Source organism: Microbacterium sp. (assembly GCF_003248605.1).
GTDB lineage: Bacteria > Actinomycetota > Actinomycetes > Actinomycetales > Microbacteriaceae > Microbacterium.
Genome location: NZ_QFPF01000086.1, coordinates 1 through 20,302, shown reverse-complemented (window position 1 = coordinate 20,302; position 20,302 = coordinate 1). Strand labels below are relative to the sequence as shown.

22 protein-coding genes and 2 pseudogenes are annotated in these 20,302 nt (G+C 70.5%); 11 read left to right on the top strand and 13 right to left on the bottom strand.

Going from position 1 to position 20,302, the window contains the following annotated elements; all coding sequences use genetic code 11:
• From rpsA to DI573_RS11230, 8 genes and pseudogenes are all read right to left on the bottom strand, one after another.
• Positions 1-163 (bottom strand): annotated as a pseudogene (gene rpsA / locus DI573_RS11265) (30S ribosomal protein S1); the annotation flags it as partial.
• Positions 164-401: 238 nt separating this feature from the next.
• Positions 402-818 (bottom strand): hypothetical protein, encoded by a 417-nt coding sequence (locus DI573_RS11260; RefSeq protein WP_292814134.1) that lies wholly within the window; start codon positions 816-818, stop codon positions 402-404.
• A gap of 78 nt (positions 819-896) precedes the next feature.
• Positions 897-1,274, bottom strand: coding sequence for a TraR/DksA C4-type zinc finger protein (locus DI573_RS11255; RefSeq protein WP_292814131.1), 378 nt, complete (start codon positions 1,272-1,274; stop codon positions 897-899).
• A gap of 10 nt (positions 1,275-1,284) precedes the next feature.
• Complete coding sequence (locus DI573_RS11250) at positions 1,285-2,556, bottom strand: DUF6716 putative glycosyltransferase (RefSeq protein ID WP_292814129.1); 1,272 nt, start codon at positions 2,554-2,556, stop codon at positions 1,285-1,287.
• Positions 2,553-3,425, bottom strand: a complete 873-nt coding sequence (locus DI573_RS11245; RefSeq protein WP_292814126.1) for an N-acetylneuraminate synthase family protein — start codon at positions 3,423-3,425, stop codon at positions 2,553-2,555. The genes DI573_RS11250 and DI573_RS11245 overlap by 4 nt, the downstream gene beginning before the upstream one ends.
• Positions 3,422-4,678 (bottom strand): acylneuraminate cytidylyltransferase, encoded by a 1,257-nt coding sequence (locus DI573_RS11240; protein ID WP_292814123.1) that lies wholly within the window; start codon positions 4,676-4,678, stop codon positions 3,422-3,424. Before DI573_RS11240 ends, DI573_RS11245 begins: the two co-directional genes overlap by 4 nt.
• Positions 4,675-5,598 (bottom strand): hypothetical protein, encoded by a 924-nt coding sequence (locus DI573_RS11235; protein ID WP_292814120.1) that lies wholly within the window; start codon positions 5,596-5,598, stop codon positions 4,675-4,677. The genes DI573_RS11240 and DI573_RS11235 overlap by 4 nt, the downstream gene beginning before the upstream one ends.
• A 127-nt stretch (positions 5,599-5,725) precedes the next feature.
• On the bottom strand, positions 5,726-6,370 hold the full coding sequence (locus DI573_RS11230) for an SDR family oxidoreductase (RefSeq protein ID WP_292814117.1): 645 nt from the start codon (positions 6,368-6,370) through the stop codon (positions 5,726-5,728).
• 76 nt (positions 6,371-6,446) lie between these two features.
• On the opposite strand from DI573_RS11230, the gene DI573_RS11225 reads away from it, so the two are divergent.
• Entirely contained in the window at positions 6,447-7,250 is an 804-nt protein-coding gene (locus tag DI573_RS11225; RefSeq protein WP_363331362.1) for an SDR family oxidoreductase, read from the top strand.
• Positions 7,251-7,279: 29 nt separating this feature from the next.
• Here the strand turns inward: DI573_RS11225 and DI573_RS11220 are convergent, their stop codons facing one another.
• Both DI573_RS11220 and DI573_RS11215 read right to left on the bottom strand, forming a co-directional pair.
• A complete protein-coding gene (locus tag DI573_RS11220) occupies positions 7,280-7,654 on the bottom strand; it encodes a YchJ family metal-binding protein (protein ID WP_292814114.1) in 375 nt (124 codons plus the stop codon).
• Positions 7,651-8,148 (bottom strand): DUF427 domain-containing protein, encoded by a 498-nt coding sequence (locus DI573_RS11215; protein ID WP_292814112.1) that lies wholly within the window; start codon positions 8,146-8,148, stop codon positions 7,651-7,653. The genes DI573_RS11220 and DI573_RS11215 overlap by 4 nt, the downstream gene beginning before the upstream one ends.
• A 67-nt stretch (positions 8,149-8,215) precedes the next feature.
• On the opposite strand from DI573_RS11215, the gene DI573_RS11210 reads away from it, so the two are divergent.
• The 5 genes from DI573_RS11210 (at position 8,216) to DI573_RS11190 (ending at position 11,860) form a co-directional block, all read left to right on the top strand.
• Positions 8,216-8,347: a hypothetical protein gene (locus tag DI573_RS11210; RefSeq protein WP_292814109.1), complete on the top strand. Its 132-nt coding sequence runs from the start codon at positions 8,216-8,218 to the stop codon at positions 8,345-8,347.
• Between the two features lie 326 nt (positions 8,348-8,673).
• Entirely contained in the window at positions 8,674-10,284 is a 1,611-nt protein-coding gene (locus tag DI573_RS11205; RefSeq protein WP_292814106.1) for a sodium-dependent transporter, read from the top strand.
• Positions 10,281-10,448, top strand: a complete 168-nt coding sequence (locus DI573_RS11200) for a methionine/alanine import family NSS transporter small subunit (protein ID WP_292814103.1) — start codon at positions 10,281-10,283, stop codon at positions 10,446-10,448. Before DI573_RS11205 ends, DI573_RS11200 begins: the two co-directional genes overlap by 4 nt.
• A gap of 159 nt (positions 10,449-10,607) precedes the next feature.
• Positions 10,608-10,901: a hypothetical protein gene (locus DI573_RS11195; protein WP_292814100.1), complete on the top strand. Its 294-nt coding sequence runs from the start codon at positions 10,608-10,610 to the stop codon at positions 10,899-10,901.
• Between the two features lie 47 nt (positions 10,902-10,948).
• Positions 10,949-11,860 (top strand): 5'-3' exonuclease H3TH domain-containing protein, encoded by a 912-nt coding sequence (locus DI573_RS11190; RefSeq protein WP_292814098.1) that lies wholly within the window; start codon positions 10,949-10,951, stop codon positions 11,858-11,860.
• A 37-nt stretch (positions 11,861-11,897) separates the two neighbouring features.
• Here the strand turns inward: DI573_RS11190 and DI573_RS11185 are convergent, their stop codons facing one another.
• The 3 genes from DI573_RS11185 to trpD all read right to left on the bottom strand — a co-directional run bounded on the left by DI573_RS11185 (position 11,898) and on the right by trpD (position 15,454).
• On the bottom strand, positions 11,898-13,247 hold the full coding sequence (locus DI573_RS11185; RefSeq protein WP_292814095.1) for an MFS transporter: 1,350 nt from the start codon (positions 13,245-13,247) through the stop codon (positions 11,898-11,900).
• Positions 13,248-13,346: 99 nt separating this feature from the next.
• Positions 13,347-14,345, bottom strand: a complete 999-nt coding sequence (locus DI573_RS11180; protein WP_292814092.1) for a PHP domain-containing protein — start codon at positions 14,343-14,345, stop codon at positions 13,347-13,349.
• Between the two features lie 50 nt (positions 14,346-14,395).
• The gene (gene trpD, locus DI573_RS11175) at positions 14,396-15,454 is read right to left on the bottom strand and encodes an anthranilate phosphoribosyltransferase (RefSeq protein WP_292814089.1); all 1,059 of its coding nucleotides are present in this window, start codon (positions 15,452-15,454) and stop codon (positions 14,396-14,398) included.
• A gap of 134 nt (positions 15,455-15,588) precedes the next feature.
• On the opposite strand from trpD, the gene DI573_RS11170 reads away from it, so the two are divergent.
• The 5 genes and pseudogenes from DI573_RS11170 to DI573_RS11150 all read left to right on the top strand — a co-directional run.
• Complete coding sequence (locus DI573_RS11170) at positions 15,589-16,230, top strand: heme-copper oxidase subunit III (RefSeq protein ID WP_292814087.1); 642 nt, start codon at positions 15,589-15,591, stop codon at positions 16,228-16,230.
• A 19-nt stretch (positions 16,231-16,249) separates the two neighbouring features.
• On the top strand, positions 16,250-17,044 hold the full coding sequence (locus tag DI573_RS11165; protein ID WP_292814084.1) for a cytochrome c: 795 nt from the start codon (positions 16,250-16,252) through the stop codon (positions 17,042-17,044).
• Positions 17,045-17,082: 38 nt separating this feature from the next.
• On the top strand, positions 17,083-18,138 hold the full coding sequence (locus DI573_RS11160) for a Rieske 2Fe-2S domain-containing protein (RefSeq protein ID WP_292814081.1): 1,056 nt from the start codon (positions 17,083-17,085) through the stop codon (positions 18,136-18,138).
• Between the two features lie 38 nt (positions 18,139-18,176).
• Positions 18,177-19,851, top strand: a pseudogene (locus tag DI573_RS11155) (ubiquinol-cytochrome c reductase cytochrome b subunit).
• 183 nt (positions 19,852-20,034) lie between these two features.
• Positions 20,035-20,302, top strand: a 268-nt coding sequence (locus tag DI573_RS11150; RefSeq protein WP_292814079.1) for a rhodanese-like domain-containing protein, incomplete at its 3' end; no start/stop codon positions are given.

The following is a 20,302-nucleotide window of genomic DNA, read 5'->3' as shown; positions in this document are numbered from 1 at the left end:
GGAGGACCTCGTCGCGGTCGATCTTCACCACGGTGCCCTCGATGAGGTCTCCGTCGTTGAAGAACTTGAGGGTCTTCTCGACCGCGGCCAGGAAGTCCTCGGCAGATCCGATGTCGTTGATCGCGACCTGCTTGGTGGCCGTGGCGGTCGTTGCGGTAGTCATGTAGTGGGTTGTCCTTGTTGGGGTTGTTGTTCAGGGCCTGGCGGCGGCATCCGTCGGGAGGACAGGCGAAACCGGATCAGGCGAAGCGGATTGTCGTTCGATTGTCGCGCACGCACGGCTGAAGAGCCACACGAGTGACGCTCCAGGGTAACAGAGCGACCCGGGGCTTCGCATCGCGTGTCGGGCGCACCGGCGGTCGCCGCGTCGAGCCGGCCGACCGGCGGATCGAGCGGGAGGGTCAGCGCGCGGTGACCTCGATGGTGAACTCGAGGGGCTGGATGCCGCCGTCCGCATTCGTCATCGTCACCTCGGTGGACCCCTCGGCGATCGCCTCGAAGCCGGGGTTGAAGACGGCTCCGCCCTCCTCGCGGCCCTGGACGAACTCGGCGACGGCGTCGTCGGAGACCTCGGCCGAGTAGCTGTCGACGGCGAGGTCCCCGGTGTTGATGTTGAGGACCTGTCCGACGACGAGCTCGACGGTGGCGGCCTGAAGGTCGTTCGAATCCATGGTGACGGGAGCGATCACGGGAGTGGCGGGGCTCTCTGAGGTCGAGGCGGAGGGCGAGGTCGACGGGGTCGACTCTCCGGCGCAGGCGGACAGGGCGAGGGCGGCGGCGATGGCGACGGAGGCGCCGAAGATCCGGGTGCTGTTCACGCCGGACAGTATGGCAGGAGGGGATGCCGCGCCCGTCGAATCCGCGGCGCGACGCGCCGATCGGCGGCGCCCGTGGGATCAGCGCCCGCCACGGGTCGCGTCCACACACGGCACGCACAGGGTCGCCGCGGGACGCAGGCGCAGCCGTCCCGGCAGCAGCGGCGTGCCGCACCGCTCACACACGCCGTACCTGCCGGCGTCCAACCGCTCCTGCGCCCGATCGAGCTCGGCGAGCTCGGCGAGGTGCTCCGCGCGCAGCCCCTCGGCGCGCGACCACTCGGTGATCAGCGTCGAGCCCTCGGGGTCGTGCTCGTCGTCCGTCCACTCCTCACGGGCCCGCCGGATGCCCTCCAGCTGACGCTCGAGCATCCCGATCCGCTCGTGGAGGGCGGCTCGTCGGTCCGCGATGAAGCCCGCGAAGTCCGGCTCGATCCCTTCGGTCGGGTCGACGTCCATGCGCGCCAGACTACGGGTGCGCGGCGTGGACCGGCCTGCGCATGCCCCGCAGCACCAGGAGCACCGCCCGCGCCGGCGCTCCGACCGCGAAGGCGAGCGCGCCCGACAGCGTGCGATCTTCGCGGCCCAGGACCTGCTTGCGCTCGAAGGCGTCGCGCAGCGCTCCGCCGCGCCGCGCGAGGGGCTCGCGGCCGGGAAGATGGCCGCGGCGGCGTAGGGCGGTGAGCGCTCCCAGCCGCTCCACCCAGTCGTCCTCCGACGCCGCGTGGAAGTAGTTCTCGCACAGCCACTCCGGCCGGGGGTGCCGGAAGTCCCGCGCGATCGCCCGGTCCTCACCGCCGAACAGACCGCTCCCCTCGAACACCGTGTTGATGAGGGCTTCGTCGACGCCGAACGTGTCGAGGGCGATCACGGGGATCCCCCGCGCGACCGCTTCGATCGCGGCCGTCGAGCTCACCGTCACGAGGCCCTCGGCGCGCTCCAGCGCGCGCGCCATCGGCGCGCTCGAGAGCACGAGGTTGGGTGGCGTCTCTCCGAGCGCGGCGATGAGACCGGCGTAGTCGTCGCGCTCGTGGTGCGTCTGGCGCTCGCCCGCCATCGCCCGCACCTTGACCACGACACGACGCGTGGGGTCCGCGCGGGCGGCGTCCCGCAGCATCCGCACGACACGTTCGCGTTCACGACGCTCGCGCGGGACGATCGCCTGGGCGGCGAAGACCAGGTCCGTGCCACCGGGCACGGGATGCTGCACGCGAGCCGCCGCCCCGACCTGTGCGAAGGGCAGACGCGACAGCGCGAACCGCGCACTCACGCCCAGGCGGGCGGCGAGCGCCGTGAAATCGCGCACCTCGCGCAGGGAGTGCAGCACGAAGAGGTCGCACTGCGTGCGGTAGAACACGGCCTTGCGCGTGGCGGGGATCGAGATGCCCGGCAGGCCCGTCACGATCACGGGACGCGGCTCGAGCGTGGCCACCAGTCGCGCGAGCACCCGCACGAGCGGTCCCCGTGCCGCGATCAGCACGGCGTCGGGCTGAGCCGCTCGCAGTGCCGTGAGAAGCCCGGCGTAGTCCATGCGGCGCACGGCATGGTCTTCGAGGCCGCTTCCGGCGAGCGCGGCAGACAGTTGCGCGTCGCTGACCACGAGCGGTGTCTGCACGACGAGGAGTGACGGGGTGACGGCATCCGCCCGCGACCCGAGCAACGCCGCCGCCCATTTGACGTACGAATCCGTGTCGGCGAGCGCGACCACCCGCAGCCGGGCAGGATTCGCGCCGGGTCTCACGCGGGCACGCGGCGCAGCTTCGCCATCGGCGCCAGCTCCCCGGGGAACACCCGTTTGACGCCGTCGCCGAGCGCCGACTCGATGATGCGGATGTCGCGCACGAGGTGGGCGAAACCGGTCGGCTCGAGCGAGGCGGCGTGGTCGGAGCCCCACATCGTGCGATCGAGAGTGATGTGCCGCTCGATCGCCACCGCGCCGAGCGCCATGGCGGCGAGGGAGATCTGCAGCCCCCGCTCGTGGCCGGAGTACCCCACGGGAACGCCGGGGTACCGGTCGCGCAGCACCGGGATGACGCGCAGGTTCGCCTCGTCGGGCTCCATCGGGTAGGTGGAGGTCGCGTGCATGAGCACGAGCCGATCGGTGCCGAGCACCTCGATGGCGGCGTCGATCTGGCCGATCGTCGACATGCCCGTGGAGAGGATGACGGGCTTGCCCGTCTCGCGCAGGGCACTCAGCAGCTCGAGGTCGGTGACGGAGGCGGATGCCACCTTGTGCGCGACGACGCCGAGGTCTTCGAGAAAGGCCACACTCGGCACGTCCCACGGCGATGCGAACCAATCGAGCCCGCGCAGCAGCGCGTGATCGCCGATCTCGACGTACTCCTCGCGCCCGAACTCCACACGGCGGCGGTAGTCGAGATAGCTCATCGTGCCCCACGGCGTCTCCCGCGGAACATCGCGCATGTGCTCCGGCGTCGCCAGCTCGGGCGTGCGCTTCTGGAACTTCACCGCATCGGCGCCCGCATCCGCGGCGACGTCGATGAGGCGCTTGGCGAGGTCGACCTCGCCGTTGTGGTTCAGGCCGATCTCCGCGATGACGTACGCGGGGCGCCCACCCCCCACGACGCGGGATCCGATGGTGACGGTCATGGCTGAGCCTTTCTGGAGGTCTCCGCGTGCGGAGGGGTCGTGACGGGCGCCGACGGGCCGTCGGCTGCCGTGTCGCGGGCCCGCAGCACCCGCTCGACGAGGTCGCGCACGGCGCCCGCTCCCCCATCGCGGGCGAGCACGACGCGCGCCGCCGCCAGCACGAGGGGGTGCGCGTCGGGCACCGCGACCGGCCAGCCGACGATCTCGAGGCAGCCGAGGTCGTTGACGTCGTTGCCGAGGTAGGCGATGCGATGAAGCGGGAGGTCGCGCTCGGCGGCCCACGCCCGCAGCGCCGCCGCCTTGTCGTCGACGGCCTGCCGCACGTCGACGCGCAGCTTGCGCGCCCGGGCGCCCACGACCGGGTTCGTCTCGGTCGAGAGGATGAGCATCGGGATGCCGGCGGCCCGCAGCCGCGACACGCCCATTCCGTCCGAGCGGGAGACCTGAACGAGCTCTGCGCCGTCGGATCCGACGAGCACGGTGTCGTCGGTGTGCACGCCGTCGAAGTCCGTCACGACGGCGTCGACGTCGATCGCCTCGGCACCGGCGAGCCGCGAACGGATGAGGGGTGCGATGGCGCGCGCGAGCTGCAGCTGCTCCTCGGAGTCGATCTCGATCGCGGTGCGCTCAGGGACCGCGACGATTCCGGTACGGCCGAAGAATCGGTGCCCCGCCGCGCGGAAGCCCGGCGCGTCCATGACGTAGAACGCGCCGCTCTCGAGCCAGTGCGGCTCGCGGTCCTGTCGGCGGGGACGAACGGCGGCGTCGTGGTTGACGCCGCGCGCGCCCTCCGCGCTCCGTTCCCAGAGGAATCCGTAGGTCTCGACCGCCGAGAACACGCTCCCGAACGATCCGCGGCGCACGAGCGCGATCGCGTCGTCGAGCGCGTGGGGATCGATGAACGGCGACGTCGCCTGGAGGAAGGCGAGGACCCCGACATCCACTCCACCCTCGGCGAGCGCGTCGAGGGCGTGCCGCAGCGCGCTCTCGGAGCTCGCGGTGTCGCCGGAGATCTCCGCCGGACGACGCAGGATCTGGGCGCCCCACTCGCGCGCGACCGACGCGATCTCGTCGTCGTCGGTCGAGACGATCACACGGTCGATACGGGACGCGGCGAGCGCGGCGGCGACGGCGCGTCCGACGAGGGGAACCCCCGCGACCCGACGCAGGTTCTTGCGCGGCACGCCCTTGGAGCCGCCTCGCGCGGGAATGACGGCGACGACCTCGCCCGTGGCGCGCGCCGAGGCCGTCATCGCAGCGCCCTGCGTCGGTGACGCTGGCCGGGCACGCGCTCGCGGATGCGGCTGCCGGTGCCATCCAGCACGAGCGGAAGGGTCGTGGTCGTGCTCGAGGCCAGGGTCAGGACGTCGAGACCCTCGGCTCCGGCCAGGACGAGCTCGGCCGGCAGATGGCCCTGCGCGATCCGCACCCCGGGGATCGCGGCGACCGCAGCCAGCTGTGCCGGCGTCTCGCGCCGATGCGGAAGATAGGTGAGCGGGGAGGACGCTGCTTCGGCGGCGATCCAGTCGAGGTAGAGATCGGCATCCAGGTGTCCGTCCACCGGACGGGCGCTGCCCAGGAGCACGCGCCGTGTGGTCGGTCGGGCATCGGCCGTGGCACGGGGCGCGCTCGCCCGCGTCCACTCGAAGCGGTGGGAGCGCACCGGGATGCCGAGCTCGGCGAGGGCGCGCACCCTCTCGTCGCCGAGCGCGAAGGCCGTGAAGACGTCGACGCGACCCGCGAGGGCACGGGTGTGGAGCAGGTCGAGGGCGACGGGCGCGATGCGGGTGGTCAGGCCCCGCTCGGCGACGCCCGGCCGGCTGTAACCCCGTCGACCGGTCAGCGTGTCGGCGAAGGCGACCGCGTTGGCTCCGTCGTCGAGGAAGGTGATGCGCCGGGGCCGCAGCACCGACGCCGCGAGCCGGAACTGGCCGGAGTACCCGTCGCCGACGAGCCAGTGCCGGTGGCGTGCCAGCACACCCCAGGGGATGCCGAGGTAGGGAGCCATCGCGCCGAACGTCGCGCCTCGGGCCAACAGCTCATCGGCGGTCTCGGGCATCTGCGCGGTCAGGCGCCCGGCGATCGCTGCGCTCGTGCGATGAGCGTGGGCCCACTCGGCGGCCCCGATCAGCTGCAGCGGCGATTCCACCCATGCGACGACGTCGTGAGCCACGTCACCCCCGGTTCACCCTCAGACGGCGGTGACTCCGCCGTCCCTCCACCGTGCGAGGCGAGGGTGAACCGGTTCGGGGCCTTTCGGTGTCGCGCGCGCGAAGCCCGGGTGAACGATGGGTGCGGCGTCAGCCGCGCAGCGCCTCGGGGATCGGCACGGTGCCGGTGTTGAAGCGGATGCTGCGCCCGATCGTCGCCGGTTCTGCCAGGGCCGCGGCGATCACGGCCGCCACATCCGCACGCGCGACGGAGGCAGACTCGGTCGCCGCGACATCGATGCGCCCGGTGGCCTCGTCGAGGGTGAGGGCGCCGGGGGCGAGGATCGTGTACTCCAGTGCGGAGGCACGCAAGTGCTCGTCGGCGGCGGACTTGGCCTCGGCATATGCATAGAAGGAGTCGCCCTCGGGAACACCGTGGTCGGGACCCGCGCCGAAGTACGACACCATGACGTAGCGGGTGACCCCGGCAGCGGCCGCGGCATCCATCGACCGCACCGCCGCGTCGCGGTCGACCGCGCGGGTGCGCTCGGGGTCGCCTCCCCCGGCGCCGGCCGACCAGACGACCGCGTCGTGACCGGCGATGAGCTCGGCGAGCTGCGCGGTGTCGAGACGCTCGACGTCGGCGACACGGGCGGTCGCGCCCGTCGCCGCGACCTCGGCGGTGTGTGCGGGGTTGCGGATGACGGCGGTGACGAGATGACCGCGCTCGACCAGCACAGGAGCGAGCAGAAGGGCCACCTTGCCGTGGCCGCCGAAGACGAGGATGCGCGACATCCCTCCACGCTAACCCCGCTCACCCGTCGCCGGGGCCGCGGCCCGTACCCGCCTCGAGCGCGCATAGCCTGGACGGGTGGACACGAGCGACGCCGGCGGCATGACCTATCGCGGCACGACCGCGCTGATCACGGGCGCGAGCTCGGGCATCGGCGAGGAGTTCGCGGCCCGGTTCGCCGAGCGCGGCGCCGATGTCGTCCTCGTCGCGCGGCGCGAGGATCGGCTGCGCGCCCTCGCCACCGAGCTCGAGTCGCGGTACGGGGTCACCGCGACGCCGCTGGCGCACGACCTCGCCGCCCCCGGGGCCGCCGCAACACTGCGCGCGGAGCTCGATGCGCGGGACATCCGCGTCGACACCCTCATCGGCAACGCGGGATTCGGCGCGCGCGGGGCGTTCGCCGAGGCCGACCCCGCACGGCTCGACGCGATGATCCAGCTCAACGTCGCGGCGCTGACCGCGATCACGCGCGAGTTCCTCCCCGACCTCGTCGCCTCGGGACGCGGGGCGCTGGTCAACATCGCCAGCGTCGTGGCCTACCAGCCCACCCCGCACATGGCCGTCTACGGGGCGACGAAGGCGTTCGTCCTGAGCTTCACCGAGGCGATCGCGTACGAGACGCGCGACACGGGCCTGCGCGTCCTTGCGCTGAGCCCCGGCTCGACCGCGACCGAGTTCTTCGAGATCGCCGGCGCAGAAGAGATCGCCGGACGCGGCATGCAGTCGCCCGCGCAGGTCGTCGAGACCGCGCTCCGGGCTCTCGACCGCCGCCGCACTCCCCCGAGTGTCGTCTCCGGCGCGGCCAACGCGGTCGCCGCGACACTCGCCGGAATCGTGCCCCGGCGGGTCGCGCTCGGCGCGAGCGGGCGCCTGCTGGCCTGAGACACGACGGCGCCTCGGGATGCCGAGTGTCAGCCCCGCCCGTCCAGGTACCACCAGCGATCGCTCTGCCGCACGAAGCGGCTGCGCTCGTGCAGCTCGTGTGCGACGCCGTCCTCGCGGTAGCGGGCGACGAACTCGACCGTGCCCCGGCGCTCGCCCGGTCCGCCGGCGACGACGTCGAAGATCTCGAGGCCGGTCCATCGCACTCCGGCGTCCACGTCGACGGCATCGGGCACCGTCCCGGGGTGCCACGTCGCCGCGAGGTACGCGGCATCGGCGCGGGCGAATGCGCTGTATCGCGAGCGCATGAGAGCGAGCGCCGTGGACGCGGGCGCGCCCGCGTGCAGCGGACCGCAGCATCCGTCGTACGCGAGGCCCGTGCCGCACGGGCACGGTCTTGTCACCACCCCTGCGACCCCGGCCCGCCCTTGAAGGGCCCGGCGAGGTCCGCGGTGACCCATCCGCCATAGAACCCGCCGGGCTGCGGCGTGACCACCTCGCCCCCGACGGTGCAGGTGTCCATCGGCGCGGGGTAGACGGCCACGCGCCCGGCCAGTGCCTCGAACCCCGGTGCGGGGGCGGGATACGTCCACGCGGCGCGGGGCGCGGTGCGGCCGCCGCCGTGCACGTCGAAGTACCGTGCGGCGCCCTTGAACTCGCAGAAGGACGACCCGGCGGCGGGGACCAGCGCCCCCGGGGCGAAAGCGTCGATCGGCAGGTAGTAGACGGGCGGGTGGCTGGTCTCGAGAACCCGGACGACATCATCGGTGTCGACGATGCGCTCGCCGCCGAGGTCGATACTGACGCGCCGGTCGACGCGCTCGACACGCGGCGGGCGCGGGTAATCCCACACGGACTCCTGGCCGGGGGCGACGGGATCGGGCGCGGGGCGTCTCATGGCACCAACGCTAAGCCCGTCCGCGAGGCACCGGGCGATCTCCGCGGCCGGGAACTACCCTTCAGGGGTGACCAACTTCGGCGATGACAAGCCCACGGGCCCGAGCACGACCCGCATCACGATCTGGGTTGTCGTCGGCGCCGTCGGCCTCTACTTCCTCATCTCGGGCATCGTCGGCATCGTGACCTCGGGCGGCTGATGGCCGGGCGCTGCCGCCCCTCCCGCCCTCCGCGAACCCGCGAACCCGCGAACCCGCGAACCCGCGAACCCGCGAACCCGCGAACCCGCGAACCCGCGAACCCGCGAACCCGCGAACCCACATTTTTGCAGCGAGCCACCACGTGTCGTGTGGTGTCTCGCTGCAAAAATGTGGGTTCGCCGAGGGGCGCGGTCGCGCGGGCGAGAGCGCGGGCCGACGACACGACGGGCGGATGCTGTCGCTCCGATGACCGGCGCTGGTAGCGTGCGGGCAGGTCGTGCCGACGACGACGCGACCCATGCCGCAGCCAGCAGCAGGGAGCACGCGTGACGAATGTGCAGACAGGCCCCACCCCGGACGGCGACGCGAAGCCGCGGGAGCAGTGGAGCGGCCAGCTCGGGTTCATCCTCTCCGCGATCGGATCGGCCGTCGGACTGGGCAACATCTGGCGCTTTCCCGGCGTCGCGTACGAGAACGGTGGCGGGGCCTTCCTCATCCCCTATCTGATCGCCCTCGTCACGGCCGGCATCCCGATCCTCTTCCTCGACTACGCGCTCGGTCACCGTTTCCGCGGCGCCGCCCCGACCGCCTTCCGTCGCGCCGCAGGGCGAGCGAAGGGGCTGCTCGAGTCCGTCGGATGGTTCCAGGTCTCGATCGCGTTCGTCATCGGTCTCTACTACACCGCCGTCATCGCCTGGGCGGTGTCGTACTTCGTGTTCTCCTTCGACCTGCGCTGGGGCGATGACCCCGCGGGATTCCTCACGGGCGAGTACCTGCGCACCGGCGACCCCGGCTTCAGCCTCGAGTTCGTGCCCGGCGTGCTCATCCCCCTGGCGCTGATCTGGATCGCCGCGATCGTCGTCCTCACCCTCGGGGTCGCGAAGGGCCTCCAGCGCGTCAACGTCATCTTCCTGCCCGTGCTGATCGTCGCGTTCTCGGTGCTCGTCGTCCGGGCACTCTTCCTCGACGGCGCCGCCGACGGCCTGAACGCCCTCTTCACTCCGAACTGGGCGGCCCTCGCCGACCCCGACGTGTGGATCGCCGCGTACAGCCAGATCTTCTTCTCACTCTCGATCGCGTTCGGCATCATGATCACCTACGCCTCCTACCGCAAGCGGCGCGCCAACCTCACCGCACCCGGCCTGGTCGTGGCCTTCGCGAACTCTTCGTTCGAGATCCTCGCGGGCATCGGCGTGTTCGCCACCCTCGGTTTCCTGGCCTTCCAGCAGGGCGTCGAGGTCGCCGAGCTCGAGGGACTCACGGGCGTGGGGCTCTCGTTCATCACCTTCCCCGCCATCGTGTCGCAGATGCCCGGTGGGCCGATCTTCGGCGCGCTGTTCTTCGGCTCGCTCGCCCTCGCCGGTTTCACGTCGCTCATCTCCGTGCTGCAGGTGGTCTCGGCCGCGCTGCAGGAGAAGTTCGCGCTGACCCCGCGTCAGGCGGCGCTGCGCCTGGGCACCGTGTCAGCGGTGCTGTCGATCCTGCTCTTCTCGACCACGACCGGTCTGCTCGCGCTGGACGTCGCCGACCAGTGGGCCAACAACATCGGCATCGTCGCCTCTGCCGTCGCGTCCACGATCCTCGTGATCTGGGTTCTGCGACTGGGCCCCGAGCTGCGCTACCACCTCAATGCGGTCTCGACCTTCCCCCTCGGCCGCATCTGGATCGCCCTGGTCGGCATCCTCGCGCCGCTCGTGCTCGGCTACATGCTCATTGCACGCGTCATCACGCTCCTGGTGGAGGGGTACGGCGGCATGCCGCCGTGGTACCTCGGGATCGTCGGGTGGGGCACGATCCTGTTCCTCGTCGTTTCGGCCGCCGTGCTCACGGGCATCCGATGGAAGAGTCCGCCGGACGACTTCACGGCGTGGCCGCCCTACCCGCCACAGAGACAGGTGGATGCCGCCGCCACGACAGGTGAGGAGACCCGATCATGACCGCCCTCGCGATCGTCTTCCTCCTCCTGTCGATCCTGCTGGTGTGGGGCGGCCTGGTGGCGAGCACACTGTTCCTCCGATCGCATGCCGAGCGCACGTCGTTCCCGCCCGGCGGCCTGGACGATCACCGCGAGGATGCCGCACCCCTCGAGCACGACACCTGAGCCGGAGCGGATGCGAGGATGGGCCCGTGACCGACCGCCTCATGCTCCTCGATACCGCGTCGCTGTACTCGACCGAAGACCTGTTCTCAACACACGTCGTCCGCAGTTCACACTGAATTGACCGACACGAGGCTCGAGCCGCAGGACAGAATCGACAACATGACCACCCGTTTAGTCGAGCTCGGCATCCCGTACGCGGGTTGGCCCGTCCGTTCCGATGGAGACTACGAATTCGGTCTCACCTTCCTTGAGCCGGGACTGATCGAACAGATCATGGAGTGGGCGAAGGACTTCAATCGTGAGTTCGACGATGAGACCGGGTGGCGGTCGGAGAAGGCTCGGGCCGATCACCTCGCGGAAGGTCGACGACTGCAGGCCGCACTGCAAGACGAGGTGGGCAACACCTTCCGCGTCGAGCTCGACCCCTTGGGCTCAGGCCTGACTCCACTCTGACCTCACTCAGTTCGCGTTGCCGCGGGCACCCCACGAAGGAGAACGCCGTGCAAGAACGGGTCATGTTGCTCGACACAGCCTCGCTGTACTTCCGCGCCTACTATGGGATGCCCGACACCGTGCGCGCTCCCGATGGCACCCCGGTCAACGCCGCGCGCGGACTGCTCGACATGATCGCGAAGCTCGCGACCACCTACTCCCCCTCGGGCATCGTGGCGTGCTGGGACGACGATTGGCGCCCGCAGTGGCGCGTCGATCTCATTCCGAGCTACAAGGCGCACCGCGTCGCCGAGGTCGCATCGTCAGGTCCCGACGTCGAGGAGGTCCCTGATCCGCTCGAGGCGCAGCTTCCGGTCATCCGCGAGGAGCTCGAAGCCCTCGGCATCCCGATTGTGGGACGCGCGCACCATGAGGCCGACGACGTCATCGGATCCTTCGCCGCGCAGGCGAACGGCCCCGTCGACATCGTGACGGGCGACCGCGACCTCTTCCAGCTCGTCGACGACACCCGCGGCGCGCGAGTGATCTACACCGCGCGGGGCATGAGCAACCTCGAGGTCATGACCGATGCGACGGTCGTCGCCAAGTACCGGATCCTGCCCGGGCAGTACGCCGATTTCGCGACGCTGCGCGGCGATGCCTCCGACGGCCTGCCCGGCGTGCCCGGGATCGGCGAGAAGACCGCGGCCACGCTGCTCGCCGCGCACGGAGACCTCGCCGGGATCATCGCCGCGGCCACCGCCGGCGAGGGCATGTCGGCGGGCCTGCAGGCGAAGGTGCTCGCCGCCCTCCCCTACCTCGAGGTCGCTCCGCGCGTGGTGAGCGTCGTCCGTGACCTGGACCTCGCGGATGCACCGGCACCGCGGGCGCCCGACGCCGGCCTCGCCGCCGCCGTCGCGGAGCGCTGGGCGCTCGGCGCATCGATGCAGCGCGCGCTCGCCGCGCTGACGACCTCCTGACTGCCCGGTCGTCGTCGACGACGACGGCGACGCGCCGTCAGGCGCGGGCGCGGCGGACGCCGGCGACGGAGCTCAGCAACAGCACGCAGTACACGATCGAGATGCCGAGCACGAGCGCGAGCGGCACCGACCAGTCGCCCGTCGCCTCGTGCAGATACCCCATCACGGGGGCACCGAGCGCCCCGATCGCGTACCCGCCGCCCTGTACGAACGCCGACATCCCGGCGGCTTCGGAGTCGGAGCGCGCGACCGCCACGAGGGCCGTGAAGATGACGACGAAACCGCCCGCGTGTGCGATCGCCCCGAAGCTCGCCCACACGACGAAACCCGCGGGGGCCACCAGCATCCCGCCTGTGAGCACGAGCCAGCACACGCAGATCACGACCGCCGGCACGATCGTCGGAAAATAGCGTGTGAGCACGGGCACGAGGAACGCCCCGAGGATGCCCACGCCCTGGAAGATCGAGGCGAGGGCGCCGGCGCTCGTGCGGTCGACCTGCAGCTGGTCGCCGAGGATCGTGGGCAGCCACGTCGTGAGGGCGTAGTACGCCGTCGTCTGCCCCGAGAAGGTCAGCATGAGCAGCCAGGTGATGGGTCGTCTCAGCATGGTGCGCTCGACGCCGCGGGCGGGCACGACGGGCAACGGGCCGGTGAGCGACTCCGCGTCGCGCGACGGATCGCGCCGCAGCGGGATCTGCCCCGTGGATGCCGGCGGTCCGTGCCCGTCCGCGTTCCCCGTGTCGGGTGCGCCCGGTGCGCCGGCGTCGCCGCGGGGGCCGAGGCCCGAGAACCGGTCGGCCGCCGCGCGCGAGCGCCGCATGTGCAGCATCCAGAGAATCACTCCGGCGAGCGTGATGGACGCCCACGCGACGAGCGCCCACGTCCAGCCGATGACCGCGGCCAGAGGCGCCGTGCCGAGGGACGTGATGAGGGAGCCGGCGTTGAGCGTTGCCGCGTAGCCGGCCGTGACGGTCGACACCCGCGCCGGCGGCACATCTCGCCGGATCACCACGGGGATCACGACGTTGCCGATCGTGATGGCGGCTCCGATCACGAGCGAACCCGCCAGCATCCAGCCGAACCCGGGCAGCGCGCGCACGAACGTCCCCGCGAGCACCCCGAGCAGCGTCAGCAGCAGCGCGACCTCCGGACCCGCGCGCCGGATCACGAGCGCCGCGACGGGCGTGAGCGCCGCGAACATCAGGACGGGCACCGAGGTCAGGAGTCCGGCCGACGCCGTGCCGATGCCCAGATCCTCCTGGATGTCGATGAGCACCGGGGTCGGCGCGACGATCGGCCCGCGCAGGCTGAGGGCCGCGACCAGCACACCCGCGACGACGAGCCACGGAACCGCTCGCCCCGCGGCGAAGGCGGGGGCGGTCGTCACCGACTCAGTCTACGGAGCGCGCCGACGCGCAACGCCCGCTGAGCCCGTCGAGCCCGCGCTGAGCCCGTCGAGCCCGCACTGAGCCCGGCGAAACGCGGGTCAGCCGCCGGGCCGCGCCCATGCCTGTAGGCGTGCCCGCGGCCATGTCGTCACGATCCGATCGGCGGGCACACCGGCGGCCTCCGCGCGCGCAGCGCCGTAGTCGAGCAGGGAGAGCTGACCCGGTGCGTGCGCATCCGAGTCGATCGCGAACAGGCAGCCCACCTCCACCGCCAGCGCGAGCAGGTCATCGGGTGGATCCTGGCGCTCGGGACGCGAGTTGATCTCGACCGCCGTGTCGTGGGCCGCGCACGCCTCGAACACGGCGCGCGCGTCGAACTCCGACGGCGGACGCGTTCCGCGTGCACCCTCGACGAGGCGACCGGTCACGTGCCCCAGCACGTTCACACGCGGGTTCCGAACCGCCGCGACCATGCGGCGCGTCATGGCGTCGGCATCCATGCGCAGCTTCGAATGCACCGAGGCGACGACGACGTCGAGCTCGCCGAGCAGCTCCTCGGTCTGGTCGAGCGTCCCGTCGTCGAGGATGTCGACCTCGATCCCCGACAGCAGCGTGAAGCCGTCGTCCGAGAACCGAGGCAGGATCTCGAGCTGCGCGCGCAGGCGCTCGGCGCTCAGACCGTTCGCCACGCGCAGTCGCGGCGAGTGGTCGGTGAGTGCCGTGTACTCGTGACCGAGCCGTCGAGCCTCGCCCACCATCAGCTCGATCGGTGCGAGCCCGTCGGACCACTCGCTGTGCGTGTGCAGATCGCCGCGCAGCAGCACGCGCAGGGCCGACCCGGCCGCAGGGACGTCGTAGCGCTCCCGCAGCTCGAGCAGGTAGTCCGGCACGCGACCCGCCAGCGCCTGGGTGATGACCGCGAACGAGGAATCGCCGACGCCCGCCACGCGCCGCAGTCGCGCGGGATCGTGCAGGACCGCCGCGTCGAGGCCGGCGATGGCCGCCGCAGCCGCACGGAAGGCCTTGGATCGGTATCGCGAAGCACGCTCCCGCTCGAGCAGCGTCGCGATCTCGGCGAGGGCGTCTGCGGGATCCACGCGGCCACCCTACGCCGGGCGCAGCACCCCGCGCAGGGCGGGCGCGGGCGTCAGCCGAGCTCTCGCGAGACCTCGATCCACTGGGTGAGTTTGGCGGCGGCCGCACCCGAATCGATCGCGGCCGCGGCGCGGTCGCGCTCCTCGGCGAGGCGCTCGACGATGGGGCGCTGAGCCTGGGCGGCGTCGTGCGAGAGCCGGTAGGCCACGAGACCCGCCGCGGCGTTCAGCAGCACGATGTCGCGCACAGCGCCGGTCTCGCCCCCGAGCACCCGTCTCACCACCTCGGCGTTGTGCGCGGGGTCGCCCCCGCGCAGCTGATCCATGCGCGCGCGGGGGATTCCCAGGTCGCGCGGATCCAGGTCGTGCTCGTGGATGTCACCGCGGGAGACCTCCCAGATGTGGGAGTGCCCCGTCGTGGTCAACTCATCCAATCCGTCGTCCCCTCGGAAGACCAGCGCCGTCGCGCCCCGCGTGCGGAACACGCCGGTGATGAGGGGTACGCGGTCGAGGTGGGCGACGCCCACGGCGTTCGCCTCCGCCCGCGCGGGGTTGCACAGGGGACCCAGGAAGTTGAAGACGGTGGGCACGCCCAGCTCGCGGCGCGTCGCCGCGGCGTGCGCGAACCCGGGATGGAAACCGCCCGCGAACACGAAGGTGATCCCCGTGCGGCGGAGCGTCTCGGCCACCGCCTGCGGCGTGAGCGAGATCGGCACACCGAGCGCTCCCAGCACGTCGGACGAGCCCGAGGCGCTGCTGGCGGCCCTGTTGCCGTGCTTGATGACGGGGACCCCGGATGCTGCCGCCACGACAGATGCCATCGTCGAGACGTTCACCGTCCCGAAGCGGTCCCCGCCGGTGCCCACGATGTCGAGGGCGTCGGCGGAGACATCGAGCGGCAGCGCGGCATCCAGGATGGCGTCACGGAATCCGACGATCTCGTCCACGGTCTCACCCTTGGCGCGCAGGGCAATGAGGAACCCCGCCAGCTGCGACGGCGTCGTCTCGCCCGTCATCACCTGCGCCATGGCCCACGTCGCCTCCGACACGGGGAGATCGCGCCCCTCGAGAAGGTTCGCTATCAGGTCCGGCCAGGTCGGGGCGTCACTCATACAGGCGATCCTAACGAGGCGTACGCAGGGGGAATGCGGGGGTGATTCCACGCGCGTTCTTAGGTGATCCTAAGTTTCAACGCGGCCAAATCGATACCCGCCCATGCGATCTCGCAGCCCGAGCATCGGCCATAATGGTGAACGTGACGACCACCTCAGCGACCTATGCCCCGGCGGCGAGGACCATCAAACGGCCTGATCCGGTGGCCGTCGGCACCATCGTGTGGCTCGGCAGCGAAGTCATGTTCTTCGCCGGGCTCTTCGCCATCTACTTCACTCTGCGCAACACCTCCCCCGATCTGTGGGCCGAGCGCACCGAGCTGCTGAACGTTCCGTTCGCGCTCGTGAACACGATCATCCTGGTGCTGTCGTCGGTGACATGCCAGATGGGCGTCTTCGCCGCGGAGCGCTTCCAGCCGTACTCCGCGAAGAAGCGCGGGCTGTTCGGCTGGGGAATGGTCGAGTGGTTCTTCCTCACCTTCATCCTGGGCGCGATCTTCGTCTCCGGTCAGGTGTGGGAGTACGCCACGCTCATCACGGAGGGCATGCCCATCGAGGCGGACTCTTACGCGTCGGCGTTCTACCTGACGACGGGCTTCCACGCCCTGCACGTCACCGGCGGACTCGTCGCGTTCCTGCTCGTCATCGGTCGCGCCTACGCCGTGCGCAACTTCGGCCACAAGGAGGCCACCAGCGCCATCGTCGTGTCGTACTACTGGCACTTCGTCGACGTGGTCTGGATCGCCCTGTTCGCCGTCATCTACTTCCTGAAATAGAAAGCGGAACCCCCTCGCCATGCCTCGTGAGAAGAAACGCCGCAGCGGTCGGCGCAGCCCCCTCGCCGCCGCCGGCCTGATCGGAATCGGTCTGCTGCTGACGGGTGGCCTCTACGCCGGGGCGTCCGCCGCGATGGCCTCGACGCCCGAGGTCGCCACGCAGACGCTCACCGTCGACGACGGCGAGAAGCTCTTCCAGGCCAACTGTGCCACCTGTCACGGTCTCGACCTGCAGGGCACCGAGAACGGACCCAGCCTGTACGGTGTCGGCGCCATGGCCGTCGACTTCCAGGTCGCCACTGGCCGTATGCCCCTGCAGATGCAGGGACCGCAGGCGCCGCAGAAGCCGGTGCAGTTCACCGACGAGCAGATCGCGGCGATGGCGGCCTACGTGCAGTCCATCGCCCCGGGCCCCGAGATCGCCAGCGGCGAGGTTCTCGACGGCGAAGGCGACGTCGCCCACGGAGCCGAGCTCTTCCGCATCAACTGCGCGATGTGCCACAACGTCGCCGCAGCCGGCGGCGCCCTCACCGAGGGCAAGTACGCCCCCTCGCTCGTGGGTGTCGACCCCCGCCACATCTACGCGGCGATGGTCACCGGTCCGCAGAACATGCCGGTCTTCAACGACCTGAACCTCTCCCCCGAAGACAAGCGCGACATCATCTCGTCGCTGCTGTGGATGGAACGCAACTCCGGCGCGGGCGGCTTCACGCTCGGCTCGCTCGGTCCCGTGTCCGAGGGCCTGTTCATCTGGATCTTCGGAATCGGCGCGCTGGTCGCGTTCACCGTGTGGATCACGGCCAAGTCCAACTGACCCCGTCGCATCGAGAACTTCTGAGTACGAGGAGCACCATGGCTAACGAGATCGAGGCACCGGAGCACGATCGGGGACCCGCTCCCTCATCGGGCCTCGCCGTTGCCGTGAGCGATCCCGTGCGCAACCCGGGCCTGCCGCCCCACCGGACGCGCGTCACCGATCAGGACCCGAACAAGATGCGCCTCGCCGTGCGCACCGTGTACGGCCTGTTCTATCTCTCGGTGGCAGGCAGCATCTGGGCGATCGCCGCGTACTTCCTGTTCCCGATCGAGGACGGCGAGGTCGCATCGATCCGCGACAACAACCTCTTCATCGGCCTGGGCATCGCCCTGGCGCTGCTGGCCATCGGTGTCGGCGCCATCCACTGGTCCAAAGCAGTCATGGCCGACACCGAGCACATCGAGGCGCGGCACCCCACGCGTGGGCGCGAGTCGACGCGTGCGGGCGCCGTCGCCGCCTTCTCGGCCGCCAATGACGAGTCCGGGTTCGGACGCCGAGCGATGATCCGCAACTCGCTCATCGCCGCGCTGGTCGCCTCCGTCGCCCCCGGCATCGTCCTCTTCCGCGGACTCGCGCCGCAGGGCGAGAACCCCGTCGAGCTGCTCAGCCACACGATGTGGGAGCCGGGCATGCGCCTCGCCCTCGATCCCACGGGAACCCCGATCCGCGCGGCCGATGTCACGCTGGGCTCGGCATTCCACGTCATCCCCGAACCCCTCGCGGAGCTCGGGCACGACGAGGGGTACCTCGAGGAGAAGGCGAAGGCGATCGTCCTGCTCATGCGTCTGCTGCCCGAGCAGCTCGTCGAGACCGAGGAGCGCGCGTCCTGGTCGTATGACGGCATCGTCGCGTACTCCAAGGTGTGCACGCACGTCGGATGCCCCGTCGCGCTCTACGAGCAGCAGACCCATCACCTGCTCTGCCCCTGCCATCAGTCGCAGTTCGACGTGTCGCGTGGCGCTGCGGTCATCTTCGGCCCCGCCGCCCGTGCGCTGCCGCAGCTGCCCATCGCCGTCGACGACGAGGGATACCTCATCGCGCAGAGCGACTTCACCGAACCCGTCGGTCCGAGTTTCTGGGAGCGTCATTGAGCACCGCAACCGCGAAGAGCGAACCGAAGCAGCCGCCCCTGGGCGGTCGCTTCGTCGGCGCCACAGCGAACTACATCGATGAGCGCACCAGCATCTCCGGGCTGGTCAAAGAGCTCGGTCGCAAGATCTTCCCCGACCACTGGTCGTTCATGCTCGGCGAGATCGCCCTGTGGAGCTTCGTCGTCGTCCTGATCTCCGGAACGTTCCTCACGTTCTTCTTCCAGGCGTCGATGGTCGAGACCCACTACAACGGCTCCTGGGCGCCGATGCGCGGCATCCCGATGTCGGCGGCCATGGAGTCAACGCTCCACATCTCGTTCGATCTGCGCGGCGGGCTTCTCGTCCGTCAGATCCACCACTGGGCCGCACTGATCTTCGTGGCCGGCATCGGCGTGCATATGCTGCGCGTCTTCTTCACGGGAGCCTTCCGCAAGCCCCGCGAGCTGAACTGGGTGATCGGCTTCGTCCTATTCGTCCTGGCGATGGCCGAGGGCTTCACCGGTTACTCGCTTCCCGACGACCTGCTCTCGGGCAACGGCCTGCGCATCATCGACGGCATGATCAAGGGGATCCCCCTGATCGGCACGTGGACCTCGTTCCTGCTGTTCGGTGGAGAGTTCCCCGGCACGGAGATCGTCGGCCGCCTGTACGTGCTGCACATCCTGATCCTCCCGGCCCTCGTCGTCGCGCTGATCGCCGTCCACCTGCTCCTGATGATCGTCAACAAGCACACCCAGTTCGCGGGCCCCGGCCGCACGAACGACAACGTGGTCGGCTACCCGATGATGCCGGTCTACATGTCCAAGATGGGTGGCTTCTTCTTCATCACCTTCGGCGTCATCGTCCTGGTCGCATCGCTGTTCCAGATCAACCCGATCTGGAACTACGGCCCCTACGACCCCTCCCCCGTCTCCGCCGGCACCCAGCCCGACTGGTACATCGGCTTCGCCGATGGCGCGCTGCGACTCGTGCCCCCGCACCTCGAGACGGTCTTCCTCGACCGCACCTGGTCGTGGAACATCATCATCCCGCTCGCGGTGCTGGGTCTGTTCATCGTGCTCGTCGCGATCTACCCCTTCATCGAGGCGTGGATCACGGGCGACAAGCGCGAGCACCACATCGCGCAGCGCCCCCGCAACGCCGCCACCCGCACCGCCATCGGCGCCGCCGGTGTCACCTTCTACGCGGTACTGTGGGCCGCCGCCTCGTCCGACATCATCGCCACGCACTTCTGGCTGACGATGGAGGGAGTGATCCACACGCTGCAGGCCTCGCTCATCGTCGGGCCGATCCTGGCGTACGTCATCACCAAGCGCATACCAGCCCGTCGACGAGTACGAGCGCTGGAAGCTCGTCTCCTACGAGACGAACGAACCGTTGGTCGTTCGTCCGAACGCGCAGGGACGGATCCCCTGGCACCAGAACGTGCGCGCGTCGCTCTCCCGCTGGTTGTTCGAGGACCGCCTGACGCCCGTCACGCAGTCCGAGGTCGATGCGGCGCTGGCGCACCAGCACCACGCCCTCGACCACATCGCCGAAGAAGAGACCGCCGAGATCCAGGGCGCGCACGACCGCGCCGGGGCTCCCGACGCTCCGCTCGTGGCCGACCAGACCCAGCGCCTGCACGAGACCGCCGTGCGACCCACCACGGTCGTCGCGCCGGAGGTCGAAGAGAAGAAGACTCCGAAGAAGCGTCCGTCCGACAACGACTGAGCGCCGCTTCACAGGGCCCCGTGCGAACTCCGGTTCGCGCGGGGCCTTTGTCATGGGCGACGCGCGCACCCCCGCCCTACCGGGCCGCCGCAGCCTTGACCAGCTGGCCATTCGGCAGGAACACGCCGAAAGGTGGCGGTCTTTGGTCTCGGCCGTCGTTCCGCGCGCTTCTAGGCTCGGATCATGATCGACGCCGTGTCCTACTTCGCCGCAAAACTCCAGCACGAGACCGACGCCTCCGACGTATACGCCGCACAGAAGGCCGGAGACGCCTTCGTGCTGGTGGATGTGCGCAGCGACGAGGCGTGGCGCCAGGGCCGCATCAGCGGCGCCGTGCACGTGCCCTATCGTGACATCCCCGCGCGTGTGGCCGAGTTCGATCCCGACGTGCCCATCGTGGTCTACTGCTGGAGCCCCGGTTGCAACGCCGGCGCGAAGGGTGCCCTCGCGT

What these genes read in the sequence shown, in the direction of transcription:
- DI573_RS11255 (WP_292814131.1), bottom strand. Translation starts at nt 1,274, where the DNA reads ATGGACGTCGACCCGACCGAAGGGATCGAGCCGGACTTCGCGGGCTTC.
- DI573_RS11245 (WP_292814126.1), bottom strand. Translation starts at nt 3,425, where the DNA reads ATGACCGTCACCATCGGATCCCGCGTCGTGGGGGGTGGGCGCCCCGCG.
- DI573_RS11240 (WP_292814123.1), bottom strand. Translation starts at nt 4,678, where the DNA reads ATGACGGCCTCGGCGCGCGCCACGGGCGAGGTCGTCGCCGTCATTCCC.
- DI573_RS11230 (WP_292814117.1), bottom strand. Translation starts at nt 6,370, where the DNA reads ATGTCGCGCATCCTCGTCTTCGGCGGCCACGGCAAGGTGGCCCTTCTG.
- DI573_RS11215 (WP_292814112.1), bottom strand. Translation starts at nt 8,148, where the DNA reads ATGAGACGCCCCGCGCCCGATCCCGTCGCCCCCGGCCAGGAGTCCGTG.
- DI573_RS11200 (WP_292814103.1), top strand. Translation starts at nt 10,281, where the DNA reads ATGACCGCCCTCGCGATCGTCTTCCTCCTCCTGTCGATCCTGCTGGTG.
- DI573_RS11195 (WP_292814100.1), top strand. Translation starts at nt 10,608, where the DNA reads ATGACCACCCGTTTAGTCGAGCTCGGCATCCCGTACGCGGGTTGGCCC.
- trpD (WP_292814089.1), bottom strand. Translation starts at nt 15,454, where the DNA reads ATGAGTGACGCCCCGACCTGGCCGGACCTGATAGCGAACCTTCTCGAG.
- DI573_RS11170 (WP_292814087.1), top strand. Translation starts at nt 15,589, where the DNA reads ATGGTGAACGTGACGACCACCTCAGCGACCTATGCCCCGGCGGCGAGG.
- DI573_RS11165 (WP_292814084.1), top strand. Translation starts at nt 16,250, where the DNA reads ATGCCTCGTGAGAAGAAACGCCGCAGCGGTCGGCGCAGCCCCCTCGCC.
- DI573_RS11160 (WP_292814081.1), top strand. Translation starts at nt 17,083, where the DNA reads ATGGCTAACGAGATCGAGGCACCGGAGCACGATCGGGGACCCGCTCCC.